Annotated in this window: 20 protein-coding genes; 14 read left to right on the top strand and 6 right to left on the bottom strand. The window is 44.7% G+C overall.

The genetic code is table 11. From position 1 onward, the window contains the following. Positions 1-58 precede the first annotated feature (58 nt). The 3 genes from QUB52_RS04585 to QUB52_RS04595 are packed head-to-tail and all read left to right on the top strand — an operon-like array spanning position 59 to position 2,074. A complete protein-coding gene (locus QUB52_RS04585; protein WP_332973815.1) occupies positions 59-1,312 on the top strand; it encodes an AAA family ATPase in 1,254 nt (417 codons plus the stop codon). After that, the gene (locus QUB52_RS04590) at positions 1,309-1,941 is read left to right on the top strand and encodes a retron system putative HNH endonuclease (protein ID WP_332973813.1); all 633 of its coding nucleotides are present in this window, start codon (positions 1,309-1,311) and stop codon (positions 1,939-1,941) included. The genes QUB52_RS04585 and QUB52_RS04590 overlap by 4 nt, the downstream gene beginning before the upstream one ends. A 1-nt stretch (position 1,942) precedes the next feature. Continuing rightward, positions 1,943-2,074 (top strand): hypothetical protein, encoded by a 132-nt coding sequence (locus QUB52_RS04595; RefSeq protein ID WP_332973812.1) that lies wholly within the window; start codon positions 1,943-1,945, stop codon positions 2,072-2,074. Between the two features lie 217 nt (positions 2,075-2,291). Here QUB52_RS04595 and QUB52_RS04600 read toward each other — a convergent pair whose 3' ends face one another. Further along, complete coding sequence (locus QUB52_RS04600; RefSeq protein ID WP_332973855.1) at positions 2,292-3,125, bottom strand: inositol monophosphatase family protein; 834 nt, start codon at positions 3,123-3,125, stop codon at positions 2,292-2,294. Positions 3,126-3,273: 148 nt separating this feature from the next. Beyond that, positions 3,274-4,707, bottom strand: coding sequence for a BCD family MFS transporter (locus QUB52_RS04605; RefSeq protein ID WP_332975392.1), 1,434 nt, complete (start codon positions 4,705-4,707; stop codon positions 3,274-3,276). A 363-nt stretch (positions 4,708-5,070) separates the two neighbouring features. Between QUB52_RS04605 and QUB52_RS04610 the strand changes: the two genes are divergently transcribed. Beyond that, the gene (locus QUB52_RS04610; RefSeq protein WP_332975393.1) at positions 5,071-6,015 is read left to right on the top strand and encodes an aldo/keto reductase; all 945 of its coding nucleotides are present in this window, start codon (positions 5,071-5,073) and stop codon (positions 6,013-6,015) included. 84 nt (positions 6,016-6,099) lie between these two features. On the opposite strand, the gene QUB52_RS04615 is transcribed toward QUB52_RS04610, so the two are convergent. Further along, entirely contained in the window at positions 6,100-6,264 is a 165-nt protein-coding gene (locus QUB52_RS04615) for a hypothetical protein (RefSeq protein WP_332975391.1), read from the bottom strand. Here QUB52_RS04615 and QUB52_RS04620 point away from each other — a divergent pair. After that, positions 6,256-6,774 (top strand): methyltransferase family protein, encoded by a 519-nt coding sequence (locus QUB52_RS04620; RefSeq protein WP_332975390.1) that lies wholly within the window; start codon positions 6,256-6,258, stop codon positions 6,772-6,774. The two genes, QUB52_RS04615 and QUB52_RS04620, sit on opposite strands and share 9 nt — an antisense overlap. A gap of 5 nt (positions 6,775-6,779) precedes the next feature. On the opposite strand, the gene QUB52_RS04625 is transcribed toward QUB52_RS04620, so the two are convergent. Next, a complete protein-coding gene (locus QUB52_RS04625; RefSeq protein ID WP_332975389.1) occupies positions 6,780-8,072 on the bottom strand; it encodes an NB-ARC domain-containing protein in 1,293 nt (430 codons plus the stop codon). A 365-nt stretch (positions 8,073-8,437) separates the two neighbouring features. Between QUB52_RS04625 and QUB52_RS04630 the strand changes: the two genes are divergently transcribed. From QUB52_RS04630 to QUB52_RS04645, 4 genes are all read left to right on the top strand, one after another. Next, positions 8,438-9,268: a peptidoglycan-binding protein gene (locus tag QUB52_RS04630; RefSeq protein ID WP_332975388.1), complete on the top strand. Its 831-nt coding sequence runs from the start codon at positions 8,438-8,440 to the stop codon at positions 9,266-9,268. Positions 9,269-9,329: 61 nt separating this feature from the next. After that, a complete protein-coding gene (locus QUB52_RS04635; protein WP_332975387.1) occupies positions 9,330-10,208 on the top strand; it encodes a peptidoglycan-binding protein in 879 nt (292 codons plus the stop codon). A gap of 12 nt (positions 10,209-10,220) precedes the next feature. Continuing rightward, the gene (locus tag QUB52_RS04640) at positions 10,221-11,063 is read left to right on the top strand and encodes a peptidoglycan recognition protein family protein (protein WP_332975386.1); all 843 of its coding nucleotides are present in this window, start codon (positions 10,221-10,223) and stop codon (positions 11,061-11,063) included. 219 nt (positions 11,064-11,282) lie between these two features. Further along, positions 11,283-11,750 carry a hypothetical protein gene (locus QUB52_RS04645; protein ID WP_332975385.1) on the top strand — a complete coding sequence of 156 codons (468 nt, stop codon included), beginning with the start codon at positions 11,283-11,285 and terminating at the stop codon, positions 11,748-11,750. A 27-nt stretch (positions 11,751-11,777) separates the two neighbouring features. Here QUB52_RS04645 and QUB52_RS04650 read toward each other — a convergent pair whose 3' ends face one another. Next, the gene (locus tag QUB52_RS04650; RefSeq protein WP_332975384.1) at positions 11,778-11,930 is read right to left on the bottom strand and encodes a hypothetical protein; all 153 of its coding nucleotides are present in this window, start codon (positions 11,928-11,930) and stop codon (positions 11,778-11,780) included. Next, entirely contained in the window at positions 11,927-12,529 is a 603-nt protein-coding gene (locus QUB52_RS04655; RefSeq protein ID WP_332975383.1) for a pentapeptide repeat-containing protein, read from the bottom strand. The genes QUB52_RS04650 and QUB52_RS04655 overlap by 4 nt, the downstream gene beginning before the upstream one ends. Here QUB52_RS04655 and QUB52_RS04660 point away from each other — a divergent pair. From QUB52_RS04660 to QUB52_RS04680, 5 genes are all read left to right on the top strand, one after another. Further along, a complete protein-coding gene (locus tag QUB52_RS04660) occupies positions 12,528-14,042 on the top strand; it encodes a hypothetical protein (protein WP_332975382.1) in 1,515 nt (504 codons plus the stop codon). The genes QUB52_RS04655 and QUB52_RS04660 overlap by 2 nt on opposite strands. Before the next feature lie 466 nt (positions 14,043-14,508). Beyond that, entirely contained in the window at positions 14,509-16,092 is a 1,584-nt protein-coding gene (locus tag QUB52_RS04665) for a chloride channel protein (RefSeq protein ID WP_332975381.1), read from the top strand. Between the two features lie 80 nt (positions 16,093-16,172). Then, positions 16,173-16,652: a J domain-containing protein gene (locus QUB52_RS04670; protein WP_332975380.1), complete on the top strand. Its 480-nt coding sequence runs from the start codon at positions 16,173-16,175 to the stop codon at positions 16,650-16,652. 183 nt (positions 16,653-16,835) lie between these two features. Further along, positions 16,836-17,972 carry an RNA-guided endonuclease InsQ/TnpB family protein gene (locus tag QUB52_RS04675; RefSeq protein ID WP_332976121.1) on the top strand — a complete coding sequence of 379 codons (1,137 nt, stop codon included), beginning with the start codon at positions 16,836-16,838 and terminating at the stop codon, positions 17,970-17,972. Positions 17,973-18,174: 202 nt separating this feature from the next. Continuing rightward, positions 18,175-18,447, top strand: coding sequence for a DUF3143 domain-containing protein (locus QUB52_RS04680; protein WP_265237450.1), 273 nt, complete (start codon positions 18,175-18,177; stop codon positions 18,445-18,447). Positions 18,448-18,497 lie beyond the last annotated feature (50 nt).

Genomic DNA, 18,497 nt, shown 5'->3' on the forward strand with positions numbered 1-18,497 from the left:
GTATTGATTTGATATAATCTCAAAAATATAACCTACTCAGCCAGAACAAGAACCAATAGTGAAAGTCAAGCGTCTAAAAATGAACTCATTCCGAGGCTTCAGCGATTTGATCCTGGAGTTTGATAGAGATGAGCCGACTGTGTTCATCGGTATCAACGGTGTGGGAAAATCGAGCATACTTGATTGTCTAGCTATTCTGCTGTCCTGGCTGACAAAGCGAATTCAAAACCCCAATAGTTCTGGACGATTTTTCAACGACGATGACATCAAAAAAGGAGGGAAAGAAACTCACAACGAAATTACAATTTCAATCAACGATGGGCAGGAATTAGCATGGTCTTTAACTCATGTCACTAAAGGGCGAAGCAAAGATACTAGCAGCAACCTTGCGGAGTTAAAAAATGTTGTTGACAACATACACAATGAGTTAGATACTACTTCCAACGTAGCATTACCTCTAGCTGTTTACTACCCAACTAACCGCGCTGTACTTGATATTCCTTTGAAGATTAGGACGAAACATTCGTTTCAGCAAATAACTGCTTATGACGAGGTACTCACGGGAGGGCAGATCGACTTTAGGCGCTTTTTTGAATGGTTTAGGGATCGGGAAGATTTAGAAAACGAATTACGACTAAATAGTTTTAATGAGTATCGCGATCGCCAATTAGAAGCAGTCAGAGATGCTATAGCTAACTTACTAAACGGCTTCTCAAATTTACGGATTCGGCGATCGCCTTTGCGAATGACTGTGGACAAACAAGGCGATGAACTTATCATCAATCAACTATCCGATGGTGAAAAATGCTTGTTAGCACTGGCAGGAGATTTAGCAAGGCGTTTGGCGATCGCAAATCCGCATCCAGATTGCAATCCACTTCAGGGTTTCGGCGTTGTTTTGATTGACGAGATTGAGCTCCACTTGCACCCAAAATGGCAACGGGCGATTATTCCGAATCTGGCAAAAACCTTCCCAAATTGCCAGTTTATCATTACCACTCATTCGCCACAGGTAATCAGCGATCTCAAATGGGTTCATCTTTTGAGGTCAACATCTGAAGGAATTGCGATTGAGCGAATACCATCCTATGGGAAAGATAGCAATCGGATTTTAGAAACGCTCATGGGTACCCCTGAACGTCCGCAGGAAATTCAGGAATCTTTACGTGAACTGTTTCGCTTCATAGACAAGGGTGAACTTGACAACGCACGGCGATTGCGCCAAGAATTAGCACACAGAATGGGAGAAGAAGATCCTGAATTTGTGAGAGCAGATTGGCTAATTCAACGCAAGGAAATTCTCAATAAATGAAATATATTAAAAAGGGAAAAGAACCTCAAGATTTTTCGGACTGGAAGGCTACACAAAAGTCTCTTGGTGTCAATTATGGTTACAAAACTTTTTCCAATCCTGAGAAAGGATCGGTACACATTTCTTTGCTAAGTGAACAAGGCTATATTTGCTGCTACTGCTGTAAGAAAGTTGAGCAAAGCAATAGCCATATTGAACATTTAGCCCCTCAGAGCAAGACTGATTCAGAATTATCTGTTGATTACACAAATATGCTAGCTTCTTGTGGCAGAGATCGAGATTGGCCTGAGTATTGTGGGAATAAGAAGCAGAATATTGCGATCGGGGTTTCGCCACTACAAGCCAACTGTGAAGAATTTTTTAATTACTCTAGCACTGGTGAGATACTGCCAACTGCAAATAATTTAGCTCATCAAAAAGATGCTCAAACAACCATTAAAGTTTTGGGACTCAATCATTATGACTTAACAGAGGGACGAAAGCAAGCATTTGAAGCACTGGAAGGAATAACACAGGAAGAGGCAGAATTATTAGCTCAAGTTTGTCAACAAATGAATGCACAAGGGCGATACCAGCCTTTTTGTAATGCTGTTTTGTGTTTTCTCAAAGATTATTTTGGTGTTTCTTAAGTTGAATGTTACCCAAAGATTGCGAAATGGAGAATCAGACTTACCACAAATTTTACCAGTACCGCATCACCCGATCGACCTAAAGAAAACCACCCGATCGCACATTGGCAGAAATACACCAGAACAAGCATAATTTAACCATCGGTCATCGGTCGGTTATACTTGTTACAAACCGCACGGCAGGCGTGGGAGACTCCTCCGTCACACCTGCCATGCAGTTTTATTTAAAATTGTCCGATTGTGCATCCCTACACTAGGATAAAACAGGTTCGTAGTGAGAACTTTAGTCCTTCTTTCTTGCGAACTAAAGTCCTCACTACAAACCAATTCAATTCGAGGCGAGATTAATATCAGCCCATTTTTTTCTTCTTCCAAGCTTCCACAAACGGCAAAAACACCGACACCAACTCCTGCCGATTCATCACCAAAGTGGGAAAAGAAACCCTCCCGTAATTCTTCCCCACTTCCAGCGGAAAAATTGCCTGGGACTCCAGCGGTAGCCAAACCGCACCAGCAGCCTTCACAATTACCCAACTCCCGGCAATATCCCAAATTTTCGGAGTTGCTTCCACCCCTCCCATAGCCGCACCAGAAGCCACCATCAAAAAATTGTAACTAGCCATACCCAACATCCGAATTTTACTCGGAAGATGAGGCCCAATTCCCACACTCCGCGAACACAAATTAAAAATATGATTTCCGCTCATTTTATCAGCACTTGGGCGAATCTGCTTACCATTTAAAAATGCACCTTGAGGCATATTTGTCAATACATTATCGCCCGCCAAATCCTCTGCATAAAAACCGTGAAAAGTTTGATTCAGCAGCGGCAAATGCACACAGCCAAAAACCGGAGTTCCGCGATACAATAAACCCAAAGAAATCCCCCAAATCGGAATTCCGCGAGCAAAATTAGTGGTAGCATCCAAAGGATCGACAACCCAACACCATTCAGTATCAGGGAAAACGTGTTCTCCTTCCTCGCTCAATATTCCGTGATTGGGAAACGCAATTGCGATCGCACTTCTAATTTCCGCATCCGCCCAATTGTCAGATTGCGTAACCAAAGTGCCATCATCCTTTTCATCCGCTTGTGCAGAACCGAAATCTTTCAAAAACTGCTGTCCGATTGTCTTGACAGTAGTTTGAGAAAAAGTTAAAATAGAGTTCCAAAAATCTTTCATTTCACTAACAATTAAGGGAGAGGTTGGGGAGAGGGGGAGAGGGGGAGAGGGGGAGAGGGGGAGAGGGGGAGAGAATTATCGAATTACCAATTCCCATTCCCAATGACTACTGACTAATGACTACTGACTAATGACTAATGACTAAACCTTAGTCTAATTCATTTTCAAGAATAGTGGCGATCGCACTTTTAGCATTATCCTGAAACTCGGCAACATCCACCCTACTCAATAGCCAAACAGCCAGAATCATACCCACCGCCGGCACAGCAAAAACTAACCCGTAAGCCAACATCGGCACTCCAAACAAACTCCTGCCAAAATCCAAAATAGCACCGCCGCTAACCGTCGCCACACCCCGCGCCATCGCTTGCGACAAACCCCAAGCGCCAATGAAAGTCCCAGCCGTTTCCGCAGCAGTCAAATCCAACATCAAACTCAGCGCGCCCGTCGTCGTAATTCCTGAAGCTAATCCGAAACACATCAAAGCCGACTTAAACACAATTGGATTACCAGTAAATCCCGATAAAATAATCAAACCAAAACAAGCAGCCACCGACAAACAACCCAACCTAATTGTATTTTGCTTGCCGATGCGCGGCACAATAAAAAAACCAGTGGTTCCCAAACCTAAAAGCACACCAGTACCGTAAATAGCATTCAACCGCGTAGTTTCCGAAATCGGCATCTTAAAAATTTCCCCGCCGTAGGGTTCCAAAACCGCATCCTGCATGAACAAACAAATCGTCATCACCAGCAGGAAAGTAAAAAATAAACCGGTTTGACGGCTAGCAGTCAAAATTCGCAGCGCACTTCCCAAAGTAATTTTATCTTCTCGATTCACTGCGAGCGATCGCGCCCCGTAACGCGAATACTTTTTCTCAACCCCAAAAGTCGCAATCCCCACCAACAGCAAAACCACCGCCGGTACTTTCACAAACAAACCATTAATCGAAGCCTGCAAAACTTCTCGCGGTACATCCCCATCAATCTGCTTCAGCAAACCGCTGCTGACAATCGCCCCGATAATAATACCAACCATCAGCATCGACCACACCACACCCACCAACTTCGATCGATCCTCCTCATCGGAAACATCCACCAACAAAGCAGCAAAAGGAGTCGAGCTCGAACAAATCGCGATACCGTAAACTGCAAAAATCAAACCCAACAAACCCACCCAACCGTAAGTCGGAGTCGTCCATCCCACAGCATCCAAACTAGCTCCCAAGCGCCACATCACCTGCACCGCCAAAAAAGCCGAAATTACAAACAAAACACTTCCTACCCACACGTAACCCGTGCGGTGATGCCCAAACAAAGGCTTAGCATCCGACATTTGCCCGAACCACACCCTAGCCGGCGCCACAAACTGGTGCATCGCCAGAGTACCCGCCACCACAGTAGCCGGAATCGCCAACTCCTTAATCATGACGCGATTGAGCACCCCCAGGGTCAAAATCGACATCATGCCCAGCCCCATCTGAAACAAACCCAGCCGGAACATAGTCAGCAAATTAACCCGCTTTTGGGCCGCAGTCGCGGAATCTGTTAATCTAGAATCTGGCAAACGGTCGATCGACATAACTATTCAAAATAAACACAGCATCAGCATTCATCGTAACTGATACCAGTTAAAAAAATAATGCAACTGTACGCCCGTGCTGCCAACCCAGACACAATTATTTATTCCCAATCTAAAATTTAAAATCTCAAATCTCAAATGGTATGATAAGCTGTGTTGCATTTAAATTGTATATTTCGACGATCGATTAAAAATCGTCTCCCCCTCTCCCCCTCTCCCCGTCTCCCCCTCAATCACCATACAGAATTGGGATGCACAACAGCTTATATCGCCACCAGCCGCTTTTCCTCCTCCAGCTAGAAGCTCAAAAGCGATTATTTATATAAAAATAATAGACAATAAAGAATTGTGGATTTACCAACCGTGACAACCATTACCCTAGGACAAAACGGCCCAGCCGTCATTCCCCTGTGCGTCGGAACTTGGGCGTGGGGCGACAAACTATTTTGGAACTACGGCAGCAACTACGGTGCCGCCGAAGTAGAAACAGCATTCAAAACATCCCTAGACAGCGGAGTAAACTTTTTCGACACAGCCGAAGTCTACGGTAACGGCTTGTCAGAAGAATTGCTGGGACAATTTATCAAAAAAACCAGCCAACCCGTGCAAATAGCCACCAAATTCGGCCCCGTACCTTGGCGGATTACCGGAAAATCAGTTTCCGACGCCTTGAGTGCCAGCTTAAAACGCTTGCAAGTAGAACAAATAGCCCTCTATCAAGTGCACTGGCCCTTCAGTTTTTTGCTGAGTCAAGAAACCCTGATGAACGCCTTAGCAGATGAAGTAAAAAAAGGCAGAATCCAAGCAGTAGGAGTCAGCAACTATTCAGAAGAACAGATGCGCGAAGCCCACAAAATATTAGCAGCCAGAGGCGTTCCCCTAGCAACAAATCAAGTCCGTTACTCATTGCTATCTAGGCAAGTAGAAAAACAAAAAATTGTCACTGCAGCCTCGGAATTGGGAGTAACAATTTTAGCTTACAGCCCCTTAGCCCAAGGATTGCTGACAGGCAAATACACCGCCCAAGAACAACCGACAGGAGCCCGCAAAATGGACTCCCGCTTCAGCAAAGCCGGGATTGAGAAAATCGAATTAGTCATGTCCACCTTGCGGAAAATGGGTAGAAAGCGCGATCGCACGCCCGCCCAAGTTGCCCTAAACTGGTTAATAGCCCAAAACGGAGTCATCCCCATTCCCGGCGCCAAAACTGCAAAACAAGCCGAAGAAAACGCAGGCGCATTAGGCTGGACTTTAAGCCAAGATGAAGTCAACCAACTAGAACTAATGACACGTCCCTGGCTAGAATAGATTTGTTGACTGTTGACTGTTGACTGTTGACTGTTCGCTGTTGACTGTTCGCCGTAGGTTGGGTTTTACTTCACTCTACCCAACCTACAGTTCACATTCTTCTCCCCTCTTCCTTCTCCCTCCTTCCTTCTTCCCTCTCCCCTCTTCCCTCCTTCCTTCTTCCTGACATCCGTTACATCCGTTACATCCGTTACAGAATCCGTTGCCGAACTTCCTTCTTCCTTCTTCCTTCTTTTTACTATGAAACAACTATTAACTGACTGGGGTTTTACCCGCGAAGGCTTGCGCCAGAACAGCCGCGGCGAATATTTAGTATTGCTGCAAGGAGCATTACTAGCAGGATTTGCCATTTTACCAGTTTATCAAATACCTGGATTCAAAATACAATCAACTCAATTAATTTATGTTACCTGGTTTCTGGCAGTTATGCTCGGTTTGGGTGCATTAATTTTAATCGTCAAAGGATTGATAGACTTAGGAAAAAACCTCACACCTTTACCCTATCCCATAGAAAACGGAGAATTAATCCAAACAGGCATTTACGGAATAGTGCGGCATCCATTATACAGCGGCTTAATTTTAGCAGCTTGCGGTTGGACAATTTTTCAAATGAGCATATCGCACTTAATCGCCACTGCAATTTTATTGATATTTTTTGATATCAAAGCCAATCGTGAAGAAACCTGGTTGAGTGAAAAATATCCCGACTATTCAGATTACCGCCAGCGAGTAAAAAAACTAATTCCCGGAATTTATTAAAAGTTTTAGATTGCGGTTTGAATCAAGCGTTCTATGATATATTCGACGATCGCAGGCTGTAGCATTAAAGTTGTTGGTGCGCTATCATTGAGCGATCGCCGATCTTCGATGAGCGATCGCCCCGCCAGCGCCTCCAATGCTTCCATTAGTTGCCGTCCCGAAACTTTGGGCCAAATTTCAGCTTTTAGCTTCGCAGGAGTCGCCGCTTCTTGGTTAATGGCCAACCAGTACATGATTTGTTGTTGCAGGGGGGACAGGCGATCGAACTGGCGATCGAGCAAATCCCACAAATCGCTAAAAACAGTATTTCCTTGCAATAAAAATGCCTGAATATCACCGCCAAAAAGTGTTTGAATAGTCGTGGCTGCAAGTTTTATAGCCAGGGGATTGCCACCAAAGTAGTTGACAATATCTCTACTTTGTAGTAGCGTTGCGTTTAATCCTTTATCGGCGAAGATTTGCTGGCATACAGGCGGTGAAAGGCCGAAGAGTTTGAGCGATCGCACGGGCAAATTTTCGCCCGATCGCACAGCGAACCCGCCCGGTTGTTCTCGCCCGGTTAAAATCAAACAACTTTGGTGCGATTCGTCAGCAATGCGGGCAATTAACAGTCCGTAATCTTCATAGCCTTGTTGGTATTGTCCGCTGCGATTTCCCCCTTGCAAAATCGACTCCAAGTTGTCGAGAATTAACAAACAGCGTTTTTGCCGCAACTGTTCCATGAGAGCAGAAATAGAGTTATTTGTCGCCGATGAATTAGTTAAAATCGGTAAAATATTGCTGAGGATAACATCTAATCGCGGTGCTTGCAGCAAACTGCGCCAAATCACAAATTTAAATTGAGATTGAATTTGCTGAGCGAGTTTGACAGACAGAGAAGTTTTGCCGATACCGCCAATTCCAAAAATACCGATCGCACGGGTAGAATTGCCGCTAATCCAAGTTTCTAATGTTTCGAGTTCCTGTTGGCGGTTGTAAAAAGAAGAAATATCGATCGCTTCTCCCCAATCTTGGATGCAGTTATCTGGTACGCTGCGATGCTGGTAGCGGCGCAAGACTGCTTGAAGATTTTGTTTTGAGACTTTTTCACCGATGATTTGAGAGAGATTTTGCCACAAATGCGAACCGACTTGTTTAATATAATCGTGTTCGTAAAGCAAGCGATCGGCTATCTCTTGATAAGAATGTCCTTCCCAAGTTTCCAGAAAGACGAGGGATTGAACGTCATTGAGTTTTTGCTTTTTGTTTGCGGATTGTAACAAAATGTCGATTAGGGCGATCGCCTCTTGTCCTTTCATAAATTGTCAGGTTGATTTATTCAGTATATTTACCGAATATTCTGAATGGGGGTTGTTTTTCAGGATAGAAAACAAATTTATTAAATTAACCGCAAGGTAGTCCCTTTTATACTCGGCGGTTGAAACCGCATTTATACAAACGAATTCGGTCTTCACCTACTAAGAAATAAGGGGGGTATTTAATCAGGATTTGGGATGAGGTTAATTCCACAATCTAAAACTTGTGCTGAGCGAAGCCGAAGTATCTCAAATCTCAAATCGATTAAGGGAATTTACGTAAGTTTACAAAAGCCTGTCACTTTTTCTCACCGGCAGGGCGATCGGGTTTGGTTATTCTTTAAGAGTTAGTTGATTTGATAACACTCATGGCAACAGTTAAAAACATTATTCAAACTCATGCAAATGGTACTTGTAGTACAGAATCGGTGAAGAAACTTAGCCTTCAAGTCATTGATGAAATGAACCTGCTTATTCCCAATGTGCTAGTTAGCTTTGATGATTTGGACGTGTCAGGTGACGACGCAACAGTTAATTTTTTTTTACAACCCAAGGCAAAAGATGCCTTGCGACGTGCGATTAAAAAAAGAGGAAAAACACTCAGACTTAATTCGGCCTATCGGACTGTTGTCCAACAACATATTTTATTCAGTTGGCAAGGTTCTCAATGCGTAAGTATAGCTGCAACACCGGGAAAGAGTAACCATGAAGATGGTTTTGCTATTGATACCCCGGATTTTGAAGCATGGATACATGCTTTGGAAGCAGAAGACTGGCAGTGGTTTGGTGATTCCGATCCGGTGCATTTCACCTACATGGGTGGAGGTGTTCGAGATGACATTGGAGACATTGGAGTCCAAGCTTTTCAGATTCTTTGGAACAAACACAATCCCCAGGATTTCATTGATGAAGATGGTGACTACGGGCCTGAAACTGCCGCACGTTTGGATCGATCGCCCGCCAACGGTTTTGCAATAGCAAGACTTCTCAAGCTGATAACTCCGCCAATGAATGGTGAAGATGTGCGAAAAGTGCAACAAGCCCTGTTAACAAAGGGTTTACTCAATGCTTCTCAGGTGAATGGGGTTTTCAACGAAGCGACAAAACTCGCAGTTGAAATATTCCAGAAACGCGAAGGCTTAGGGATCGATGGAATAGTCGGCCCGCAAACTCACAAATCATTAAAAATTTCGGTATAAATTCCGGAAACTTTCAGGGCGAATCTACAGAAATTCATTATTACTACTTGGAAATTTGAATATGGCGATCGAAAAAGTTGAGTTACAAATCAATGACGGGATTATTGATACCCCTCACCTGATTGATGATGTCGAAATCCTACAAAAACGCTTGAAAGATTGGGGATTATTACCAAAAGATGCCAAAATAGACGGTCTTTTTGGGTCTGTCACTAAGGCAGCAGTCGAGCAATTTCAACGAATGCGCTCTGCCGATCGCAGCCCATTTGTTCCAGGCGGATTAAAGGTAACAGGCAAGGTCGATCGCAATACCTGGGCTGAGTTGCTGAAGGTGAAGCTAGAAGATATCGCAATAGTTAGTCGCACACCCAAGATTTGGGATATGCCAGGTGGCTTCTCTAGCGTTGATAATATTTTAGATATTGCTCAATGCCCATCCGAAATTCGCCCCTTTGCTAAGAAAAATTTGCCTATTGTCCTCAATCAATGTATCAATGATGGCGTCACCGATCGGGGGCAAATTGCCTATGTTTTTGCAACTGCTGAACATGAATCCCACTTTGGGCGGTTCATGATGGAATTATCTGATGGGTGGTATCTGGAAGGTCGCGAAGATTTAGGGAACACTGAACCCGGTGATGGTCCTCGCTTCAAAGGAAGAGGTTTCGTCCAAATTACAGGTCGTCGCAACTATCAAATCTGGAGTGAAAAACTGGGAATTAATTTGATCGATCGTCCAGAACAAGCCGCTCTCCCTGAAATTGCTGCCATCATTTTAGTTCGAGGAATGCGCGATGGTAGCTTTACGGGTGTAGGTTTGAGTGATTTCATTGCGGGCGGTAGTCGCGATTTCTTTAACGCTCGAAGAATAGTGAATGGACTAGACCATGCTGATATCATCGCGCAGTTCGCTGAGTATTATTTCAAAGCTATAGCCTAAAAAATCAACAAGTTGGAGTCATTTTTTATGCCATTTACAGCAAAAGTTGTAACAGCAGAAGCGTGGGGAGCCAGACCGCCAAAATCTGGAAAATTTCCTTTCCAAAGGACTATTCCCCGCTATGTCATCGTCCATCATACAGACAACCCAAACCCTCCCAATGATGCCTCAAGAGGCACAATTGAAGGCGCACTTTGGTTAGCGCGAAACATTCAAACATCTCACATGGATGGGCGTGGTTGGTCAGACTCAGGACACAACTTCTTAAATACCACTGGAGGGTTAATTTTAGAAGGTCGGCACGGTTCCCTAAATGCTGTAAAACAAGGGTTTTGTATCCAGTCAGCCCATGCAGCACAAGACCCAGGAAAATTAGCCAACGGCAATCAATCTCCTGGTATTGAAAATGAAGGCAATTTTATGACCTTCCAAATTGGTCAAAAGCAATGGCAGAGCCTTGTAGAACTTTGCGTTTCATTATGCGATTCTTGCAATATTAGTCCGCTTAATATAAAAGGACACAGAGATTTCAGCAATACTGATTGTCCGGGTGATTTGCTGTACAGTCAACTTCCTGTTTTGAGAAAACAAGTTGCTGACAAGCTAGGTCTGGAATTCACGCCAGAAGAGCTAGAAAATGATTCGCAAGTTGTGGATCTAAAGTTTGGCTCAACAGGTTCAGCCGTTATCAAACTACAACAGCGATTGCGCGATCGGGGATTTAATCCAGGAGCAGTTGATGGTGTATTTGGTGAAAATACACAAGCGGCTGTAAAAGCTTTTCAGCGTTCTGTTGGAATTGAAGATGATGGAATAGTTGGTAGCCACACTCGAACTAAGTTAGGACTTAGTTAAACTTTAATTATTTAGGAGGTTAATCAAATGCCACATTCTTCTGGCCTTGAGACTCAAAAAAAAATTCGTAACAGGGAAAAGAGTAAGTAAAGTTGAGTTAGATGGATGATTAAAGCAGCCGGACGACGTGCTTGTAAAATCTGTTGTACTGACTGTTATCAGCATAAAGTGCATCTCCTTCAAATTGGTGCAATTTTAAAAACTAGAGGAAAATAAAAAATGCAATCTCAATCTATAATTCCAGAAAAAACAAAAAATTTAAAGGATGAAGTTAAAGAATTAACTCAATCTTCACTTGAGGACAAAAGGAAAGACTTAGAGAAGGAAGTTAAGGAATTAACTCAAGAAATGACTCGACTCAGACGAATCAATCGGAACTGGGATGGAGGTTTGACAATTACTACGATCGTTCTTACTTTAATAATTACCCTTTTATCTACCTGGGATCGAATAGACGAGCAAGACAAAAAGATAGCTACTGGTATTATAGGCGGAGTTATCGTTGCTATTCAATCAATTGGGAACGCATTTCCAGTTAAACAAAGAGCGGGAGCCTATCGTATTCTTCAAGCGCAAGCTAATAATTTGTTGACTGATGTTAAATATGTAGAAGGTACAGAAGAATTGAAGGCTCTTGAATTTCAGTTTTATTTATTAAGAAGTGATGCAGCAAAAACTGAAAACTAATAGATGGAATTATGGCATTTTTTTGTGTTAATCTTCAACAAGAAGTAGAGCCATAGATTTATCGCACCTAGTCACCCCTTCATCTCCCACCCAATAACGGGAAATGAAGGTTGCAGGCGCGATCGCCCTTTCTTCTAACAACTGACCACTGACAACTGTCAACTGACAACTGACATTCATTCCGGCCGCCTACCATCAGGCATCACCGCACCCTTTAAATTCGCCCCAGCTAAATTAGTATCCAACAGCAAGGCATTCCGCAGATTAGCCCCCTGCAAATTAGCACCTTCCAGATTAGCCATCCACAGATTAGCCCCCTCCAAATTCGCCCCCTCCAAGTCAGCATTAACCATAAAAATACCTTTCATAAAAGCACCTGTTAAATTAGCATTTTTTAAGTTACTCCCTCCCAAATAAGCATCCTCTAAAAACACATATTCTAAATTGCTTCCCTCCAAATTTGCCCCAGCCAAATTGCTGCTTATCAGGTAAACACCAGCCAAATTTGCTTGTTTCAAGTTAGCATTGAGCAAATTCGCACTCCACAAATTGGCATCTTTGAGGTTGGCATTTTCTAAATTGACCTCTTCCAGAAAAACAGCGCTCAAATTAGCCTCAGAAAGATTGCACCCCCGGCATTCTCTCGCTACAACGAATTGTCGGACTTGATGCTTGACTGAGGAACCATTGGCTGCGAAAATTATTAAACCTGTAGTTGCTAAGCCGATCGCCCAAAAAGTCGCCATCCCGATCGCACTTACAATCTTTCTTTGTGTCATGTCTAGAAAAATCCGCTCGCCGTCTAAAAAAAATTGCATAATTTCTAGTATTTGCAATCATTTTTTTCCTTCCCTTAGGAAAAAACAGTTAAAATTTAAATTCCTGACGATCGCCCTGATTGCAAGCTTAGCAATAATCGGTGTCGGGTGCGATCGCCTTTTCAAAAAATCCTTTCAACTCCCCGCCTCAGCCAAACAAGAACCCTGGCCAGTACAAACAGGCCTCCGAGTCAACATCCTCCGCGACAACATCCCAACAGTTAATCGCATAGTTTTAGTACCAGACGAAGCCACATTCTTAGCAGCAATCCAAAAATGGAATCTCAAAGGAAACTGGCCCATTCTCATCGAAGACAAAAAATACACGCCGATGTTTTTGGAGCGCTTCCAACCCGAAGAAATCGTCCGTTTACCGAGCATCAAACAGCAACTCCCAAAAAATCAAAAACTCCGACAATTAATGTTCAACAGCGCAGCAGCAGCCTGGAATGCCACGGATACTCAAACCTTAAAAGCAAAATGGACTGAGCTTGGCTGGGAACCCCCAGGAGTAGTAATTACTTCAGAAAACGACCCCGCACGTACAGCAGCAGTTGCCTTAGCAGCAGCCCGCGGTCAACCTTTAGTATTTCTCGAAGGTAACTTCGGAAAACCCAACGATAACCTCAATGATGCACAGTGGAAAAATCTGCAAGCAGCGGTTACAAAAGCCGTCGAATCCACCGGATATTTTTACTCTCAACTCGGAGACCCGATCGACACAATCACCATTGTACGCCAACTAGCAGTAAAATATCAATCCCCCAAAAACAAAGACGAACAATGGGCTGTTACCGACGGTTTGGGAAGGCATCCCAACGGCGAACGGTGGGCCGCCGCCGGCTGGATTTATGGCGAAGAAGTGCGATCGATCTATCAAGCCATGTGTGCCATATTTCTCGATAGCGAAACAGCCATGCTTTATGACAGTTACCCCAAAGAAGGAAATTGGGCAAAATATGAAATGGAGTCAGCCGCTAGCGAACTAAAAAGCATAGGCTTGAATGTCGAATTAGTGCAGCAACCAGAAGCTAGCCTGCAAAAGTGGCGTAGTTTAGCATCAAAACCGTGGACATTTGACTTAATATTGATGAATTCCAAAGGCTATCCAAAATCATTTCAAGTCGGTAACGGCGATGCTGTAGTTGAAGACATACCAAAACTGCAATTTCCCGCAGCAATTCACATGATTCATAGTTGGTCAGCATCCGCTCCAGATGATGCAAATACCGTTGCCAGCAGGTGGTTGGACAATGGCGCTTACGCATATGTTGGTAGCGTTGACGAACCTTTGTTATCTGCATTTCTTCCACCTAAAATAATGGTCGATCGCCTAAAACGAGGCGCGCCCTTTTTAATCGCAGCCCGTCAGCTAGAATCCCCTCCCTGGAAAGTCGCCACCATCGGCGATCCGCTAATATTGATCGCCAAACCCAGACCCAGAATTCCGGCCGCGCAACAACCAATCAAGTGATTTTAGATTTTAGATTCTAATGCAATAAACATCTTGCCAAAATCAAAAATATCTGAAATTGCATCTGCGTTCATCCCCGTTAATCCGCCAACATCTGCGGTTTTCTGTGTGAATTCAAAAACCGTGTCGTGGAATAAATCTAAAAGTCTTCAATTTTTCAATATAGTGAGCATACAATAATATCGAATCTACTGAGTTTCTGAATTTTTCATTTAAGCCCCTCATCTGTTCCAAACAATCAGCCATAAAGTACATCTTAATTAACATTATTCCCCAAAAAACATAACTATATGCTCGCGCTCTAAAGCACCAGATTCATCATTCATTCGCAATTCTTCAATCTAAAATCTAAAATCCAAAATATAAAATCGCATAGCTTGTCAATTCCCATAAAATCGCTCAAAATGAGAATTAAGAAATAAAATGTAATATTTATCTAACTTCTCAAAGAAGAATTAACCGTTAAATGAGAGCCACCCCTCCTGTGGATCTGCCGCCACCCCAGCCAACCGCAGAAACTCCCGAAGCCTCCCGCCTCAGCCCGCTGTTCAATCGTCTGCACCTTAGCCCGGAAACCCTCCTGCTCATCCTCTCCCTAGTCATAGGGGGAGTTACAGGCGCAGGCGTCGTCACCTTTCACTACCTGATCCAGTTCATCCACAGCCTGATGCTGGAAGACTTCATGGGCGCGATCGCCTCGAAAGGCCCTTGGACACTAGCCTGCATTCCCACCCTGGGCGGAGTCATCATCGGGCTGATGCGCTGGCGGTTTCGGGATTTTGGCCCAAATATGTCATCCTTAATTGCAGCCACCCGCGGTCTGCAAGAACTCTCCCCCCTCAAACCCATCACCAAAATGGTGGCCGCCTCAGTATCCCTAGGCACCGGCGCATCCCTCGGCCCGGAAGCCCCCAGCGTCGAAATCGGCGCCAACTTCGGAATGCTGCTAGCTCAAGTCTTGCAGCTCTCCCCAGACAGGCAGCGCTTGCTCCTCGGCGCGGGAGCAGCAGCAGGTTTATCCGCCGGGTTTAACTCTCCCATCGCCGGAGTCTTTTTTGCCCTAGAAGTCGTGCTCGGCAGCACCTTCGCCACTTCGTCAGTCAGCGTTGTCTTGCTCTCTGCCGTCGTTTCGGCGCTGATCGCTCAAATTTGTTTGGGAGCTCAGCCGGCCTTTGCTTTGCCTGTCTACGATGTTCGTAGCCCCCTAGAACTGCCGCTGTACATGGGATTGGGACTTTTGGCGAGCTTTGTGTGCCTAGCTTATACAGAAGCAATTCAATTTACCGATCGCTGTTTTCAAGGAAAAATCCGAGGATTTGGTTGGCTCGGACGACTGCCCCGCCCGTTTCATCCGATCCTCGGCGGCGCGATTGTCGGTTTAGTCGCTTTGCAGTTTCCTCAAGTTTTGGGCGTAGGCTACGAAACAGTGGAAGCGATGCTGCAAGATGTGAAATTTTCCTTACCTTTGCTGTTGTTGCTGCTATTGGTCAAATTAGCGGTGACAGCAATCAGCCTCGGCAGCGGTTTGGTGGGGGGGATATTCGCTCCGGCGATGTTTTTGGGAGCTTGTCTGGGTTCGGCTTACGGCATCTTTTTGGAAATGATCCCGGCATTGAGCGATCGAGTTGCAGGCCCTGCTGCCTACGCAATGGTGGGCATGGCCGCCATCCTCGCCGGTAGCGCCAAAGCACCGCTGACAGCCATTCTGTTGATGTTTGAATTAACCCGCGATTACAGGATTGTGTTGCCTTTGATGGCAGCAGTCGGATTGAGCGTTTGGTTGGTGGAGTTTGTCAACCGCCGATCGACCACTCACAGCCTTAACCTGCACCAAATGGGTGTAGATGTCGCTGTCAATTCCCCGATCGCAGCCAGAGAACAATTGCAGGATTGGGAAGATGTTCTGGGCGATCGCATCGTCACAGAACTAATTTCTTGCCAGCTCCCCATTGACGGCGAACAGAGCAGCGAAGAGTCTGAATTGGCGATCGCTAATGCACATTTACCCGAATATGTCAAGTCTTTGCCTGAAACAAAATCAGCAGTTTGAGCGCGATCGACACAGGCGTTGCCCCCAAATTTAGGCTAAAATGATCGAAAAGTATTCATAAAAAGCCTAGAGGCGCTGAGGTGAATCCTAACCAGGTAACTGCGAAAAACAAAAGTCAAAAAATCTCAGGAAAAACCCCCTTGGGTTCCGGTCATTACGGCTTGTTAGGGCTGCATCCTTCAGCCTCCGCGATCGAAATTAGGCGATCGTACCGGGAACTGAGCAAACTCTACCATCCCGATACCACCAACTTGTCGCCCTCCGTCGCCACGGCCAAATTTCAGCAGCTAAACAACGCCTACGCCACCCTCAGCAACCCAGAACGCCGCCTCGCCTACGACCTCAAAATAGGCTACTCTCGCGTGAACGTGATTCAGTCGCCCCCAGGCTTCAACACTCCGGTTTCTCGATCGCGTGAAAAAACTTCTAACTCGGCTTACCTAGACCCCACGGATCGCCCTCTTTCCCCAGGAGAAATATTCGCCCTGTTTATCATGGGATCTACTTTAGTCGGATGTTTGGTACTGGCGATCGCGATCGGCTTAATTCGCGGCAATTAAACAGTGCTGGCTGCAAAAATTGGTTTGACGCACTTACAAGCCTCTGGGTGCGGTGTGCATCGCCCTACCAAAGAAATGGGGACGCGAGCCTCCCCCTTCTAGGGGGACTTGATCCGGATTCTGGCAGAATGTTGATTATTCCTATGACGAGTCTGCTATTGTAGGAACAGGAGGAATAGAAAAATGCTTGTTCTCGAATTCAAGGCTTACGCAAAACCAAATCAGTTTCAGTCGATCGATGAAGCGATTAGAATTTGTCAATTTATTCGCAATAAATCAATCCGGCTGTGGATGGATGGTGGTGCAAAATCTTGGTTCGATCTTTCTAAGTATTGTGCGATTTGGGCCAAAGAATTTGACTTTGCGAACAAGTTAGGTGCAATGGCTCGACAGGCAAGTGCGGAGAGAGCATGGGCTAGTATTTCCCGATTTTACGAAAATATCAAAAAGGGTATCAAAGGAAAGAAAGTTGGCTTCCCCAAATTCCAAAAAGACTGTCGATCCGTTGAATATAAAACTAATTCTTGGAAGCTGGCATCAGATCGGAAATCAATTACATTTACGGATAAGTGCGGCATTGGCAAGCTGAAGCTAAAAGGGACTCGCGACCTCAATTTCTATCAGCCAGACCAAATCAAACGAATTCGACTAATTAAACGAGCCGATGGATATTACGTCCAGTTTTGTCTCCAAGTAGACCGAGTAGAACTCGCGACCATGACAGGCAAAACGATTGGATTAGATGTGGGACTTAAAGAGTTTTACACTGATTCAAACGGCGAAATGGTTCCCAACCCTAGATTTCTGCGTAGAGGTGAAGCACGATTAAAACGCGCCGGGCGTCTTGTAAGCCGGAAAGTAAAAGGTGGTTTGAATCGCCGTAAAGCTAGAGTGATTTTAGGTAAGCGACATCTCAAAATAAGTAGACAACGCAAAGACCATGCTATTAAGTTAGCAAGGTGCGTAATCACATCAAACGATGTAGTAGTTTATGAAGATTTGAGAGTGTCTAACATGATTAAAAATCACTGCTTAGCCAAATCGATTAGCGATGCTTCTTGGTATCAGTTCAGAATGTTCTTAGAATATTTTGGAAAAGTGTTCGGTCGGATTACCATTGCGGTGAATCCAGCTTACACAAGCCAAGAATGCAGCAGTTGTGGTTTTGTGGTTAAGAAATCTCTATCCACTCGAACCCATATTTGTCAGTGTGGGTGTGAGATGGACAGAGATCATAATGCCGCAATTAATATCCTCAATCGCGGGATAAGTACGACGGGGCACGTCGGAACTTCGATCTTTGAGATCGTAAACGCTTAGGGAGATTGGATCTCTGGGTCAGGTGCAAAAAAATGTTCTTGATTTAAGTCCGGTCTAAGATCTAAGAATCCTCGTACCTTCAGGTCGAGGAGTGTCAAATATACTTCCCTCTTCCCTCTTTCTTCTTCCTTCTTCTCTCTTCCTTCTTCCTTCTTCCTTCTTCCTTCTTCCTTCTTGCTTCTTCCTTCTTCTATAAAATCTTATGACTCTTCCTTCCGCTGATACTCCTTTATACAGCCATCCACTCCCGGAAATCGAGCAGTGGCTAATCAGTCGCGGCTGCGAGCAAGACCGGCAAGAACTCCACTGCTGGCAGATCGATCGACCTACCTGGAAAGCAGAACTCTTACTCGATATCGACCAAATCACCGTCCGCTACATTGACGGGGGGGGCGACGGTAAAGACATTCAGCGAGCCTTCAAATACTCTCTCTCGCGTCACGACATTGAAGATGCCGTTTTCTCAGGCCCCTAATTTGATTTTAGATTGGCGATTTTAGATTTTAGATTGGGGAATACAGTTCA

The organism is Microcoleus sp. A6-C6 (genome assembly GCF_036705955.1).
GTDB lineage: Bacteria > Cyanobacteriota > Cyanobacteriia > Cyanobacteriales > Microcoleaceae > Microcoleus.

Coding starts and splice junctions, on each gene's coding strand:
- QUB52_RS04590 (WP_332973813.1), top strand. CDS start 1,309: ATGAAATATATTAAAAAGGGAAAAGAACCTCAAGATTTTTCGGACTGG.
- QUB52_RS04600 (WP_332973855.1), bottom strand. CDS start 3,125: ATGAAAGATTTTTGGAACTCTATTTTAACTTTTTCTCAAACTACTGTC.
- QUB52_RS04605 (WP_332975392.1), bottom strand. CDS start 4,707: ATGTCGATCGACCGTTTGCCAGATTCTAGATTAACAGATTCCGCGACT.
- QUB52_RS04620 (WP_332975390.1), top strand. CDS start 6,256: ATGAAACAACTATTAACTGACTGGGGTTTTACCCGCGAAGGCTTGCGC.
- QUB52_RS04625 (WP_332975389.1), bottom strand. CDS start 8,072: ATGAAAGGACAAGAGGCGATCGCCCTAATCGACATTTTGTTACAATCC.
- QUB52_RS04630 (WP_332975388.1), top strand. CDS start 8,438: ATGGCAACAGTTAAAAACATTATTCAAACTCATGCAAATGGTACTTGT.
- QUB52_RS04635 (WP_332975387.1), top strand. CDS start 9,330: ATGGCGATCGAAAAAGTTGAGTTACAAATCAATGACGGGATTATTGAT.
- QUB52_RS04645 (WP_332975385.1), top strand. CDS start 11,283: ATGCAATCTCAATCTATAATTCCAGAAAAAACAAAAAATTTAAAGGAT.
- QUB52_RS04650 (WP_332975384.1), bottom strand. CDS start 11,930: ATGAATGTCAGTTGTCAGTTGACAGTTGTCAGTGGTCAGTTGTTAGAA.
- QUB52_RS04660 (WP_332975382.1), top strand. CDS start 12,528: ATGTCTAGAAAAATCCGCTCGCCGTCTAAAAAAAATTGCATAATTTCT.
- QUB52_RS04655 (WP_332975383.1), bottom strand. CDS start 12,529: ATGACACAAAGAAAGATTGTAAGTGCGATCGGGATGGCGACTTTTTGG.
- QUB52_RS04665 (WP_332975381.1), top strand. CDS start 14,509: ATGAGAGCCACCCCTCCTGTGGATCTGCCGCCACCCCAGCCAACCGCA.
- QUB52_RS04675 (WP_332976121.1), top strand. CDS start 16,836: ATGCTTGTTCTCGAATTCAAGGCTTACGCAAAACCAAATCAGTTTCAG.
- QUB52_RS04680 (WP_265237450.1), top strand. CDS start 18,175: ATGACTCTTCCTTCCGCTGATACTCCTTTATACAGCCATCCACTCCCG.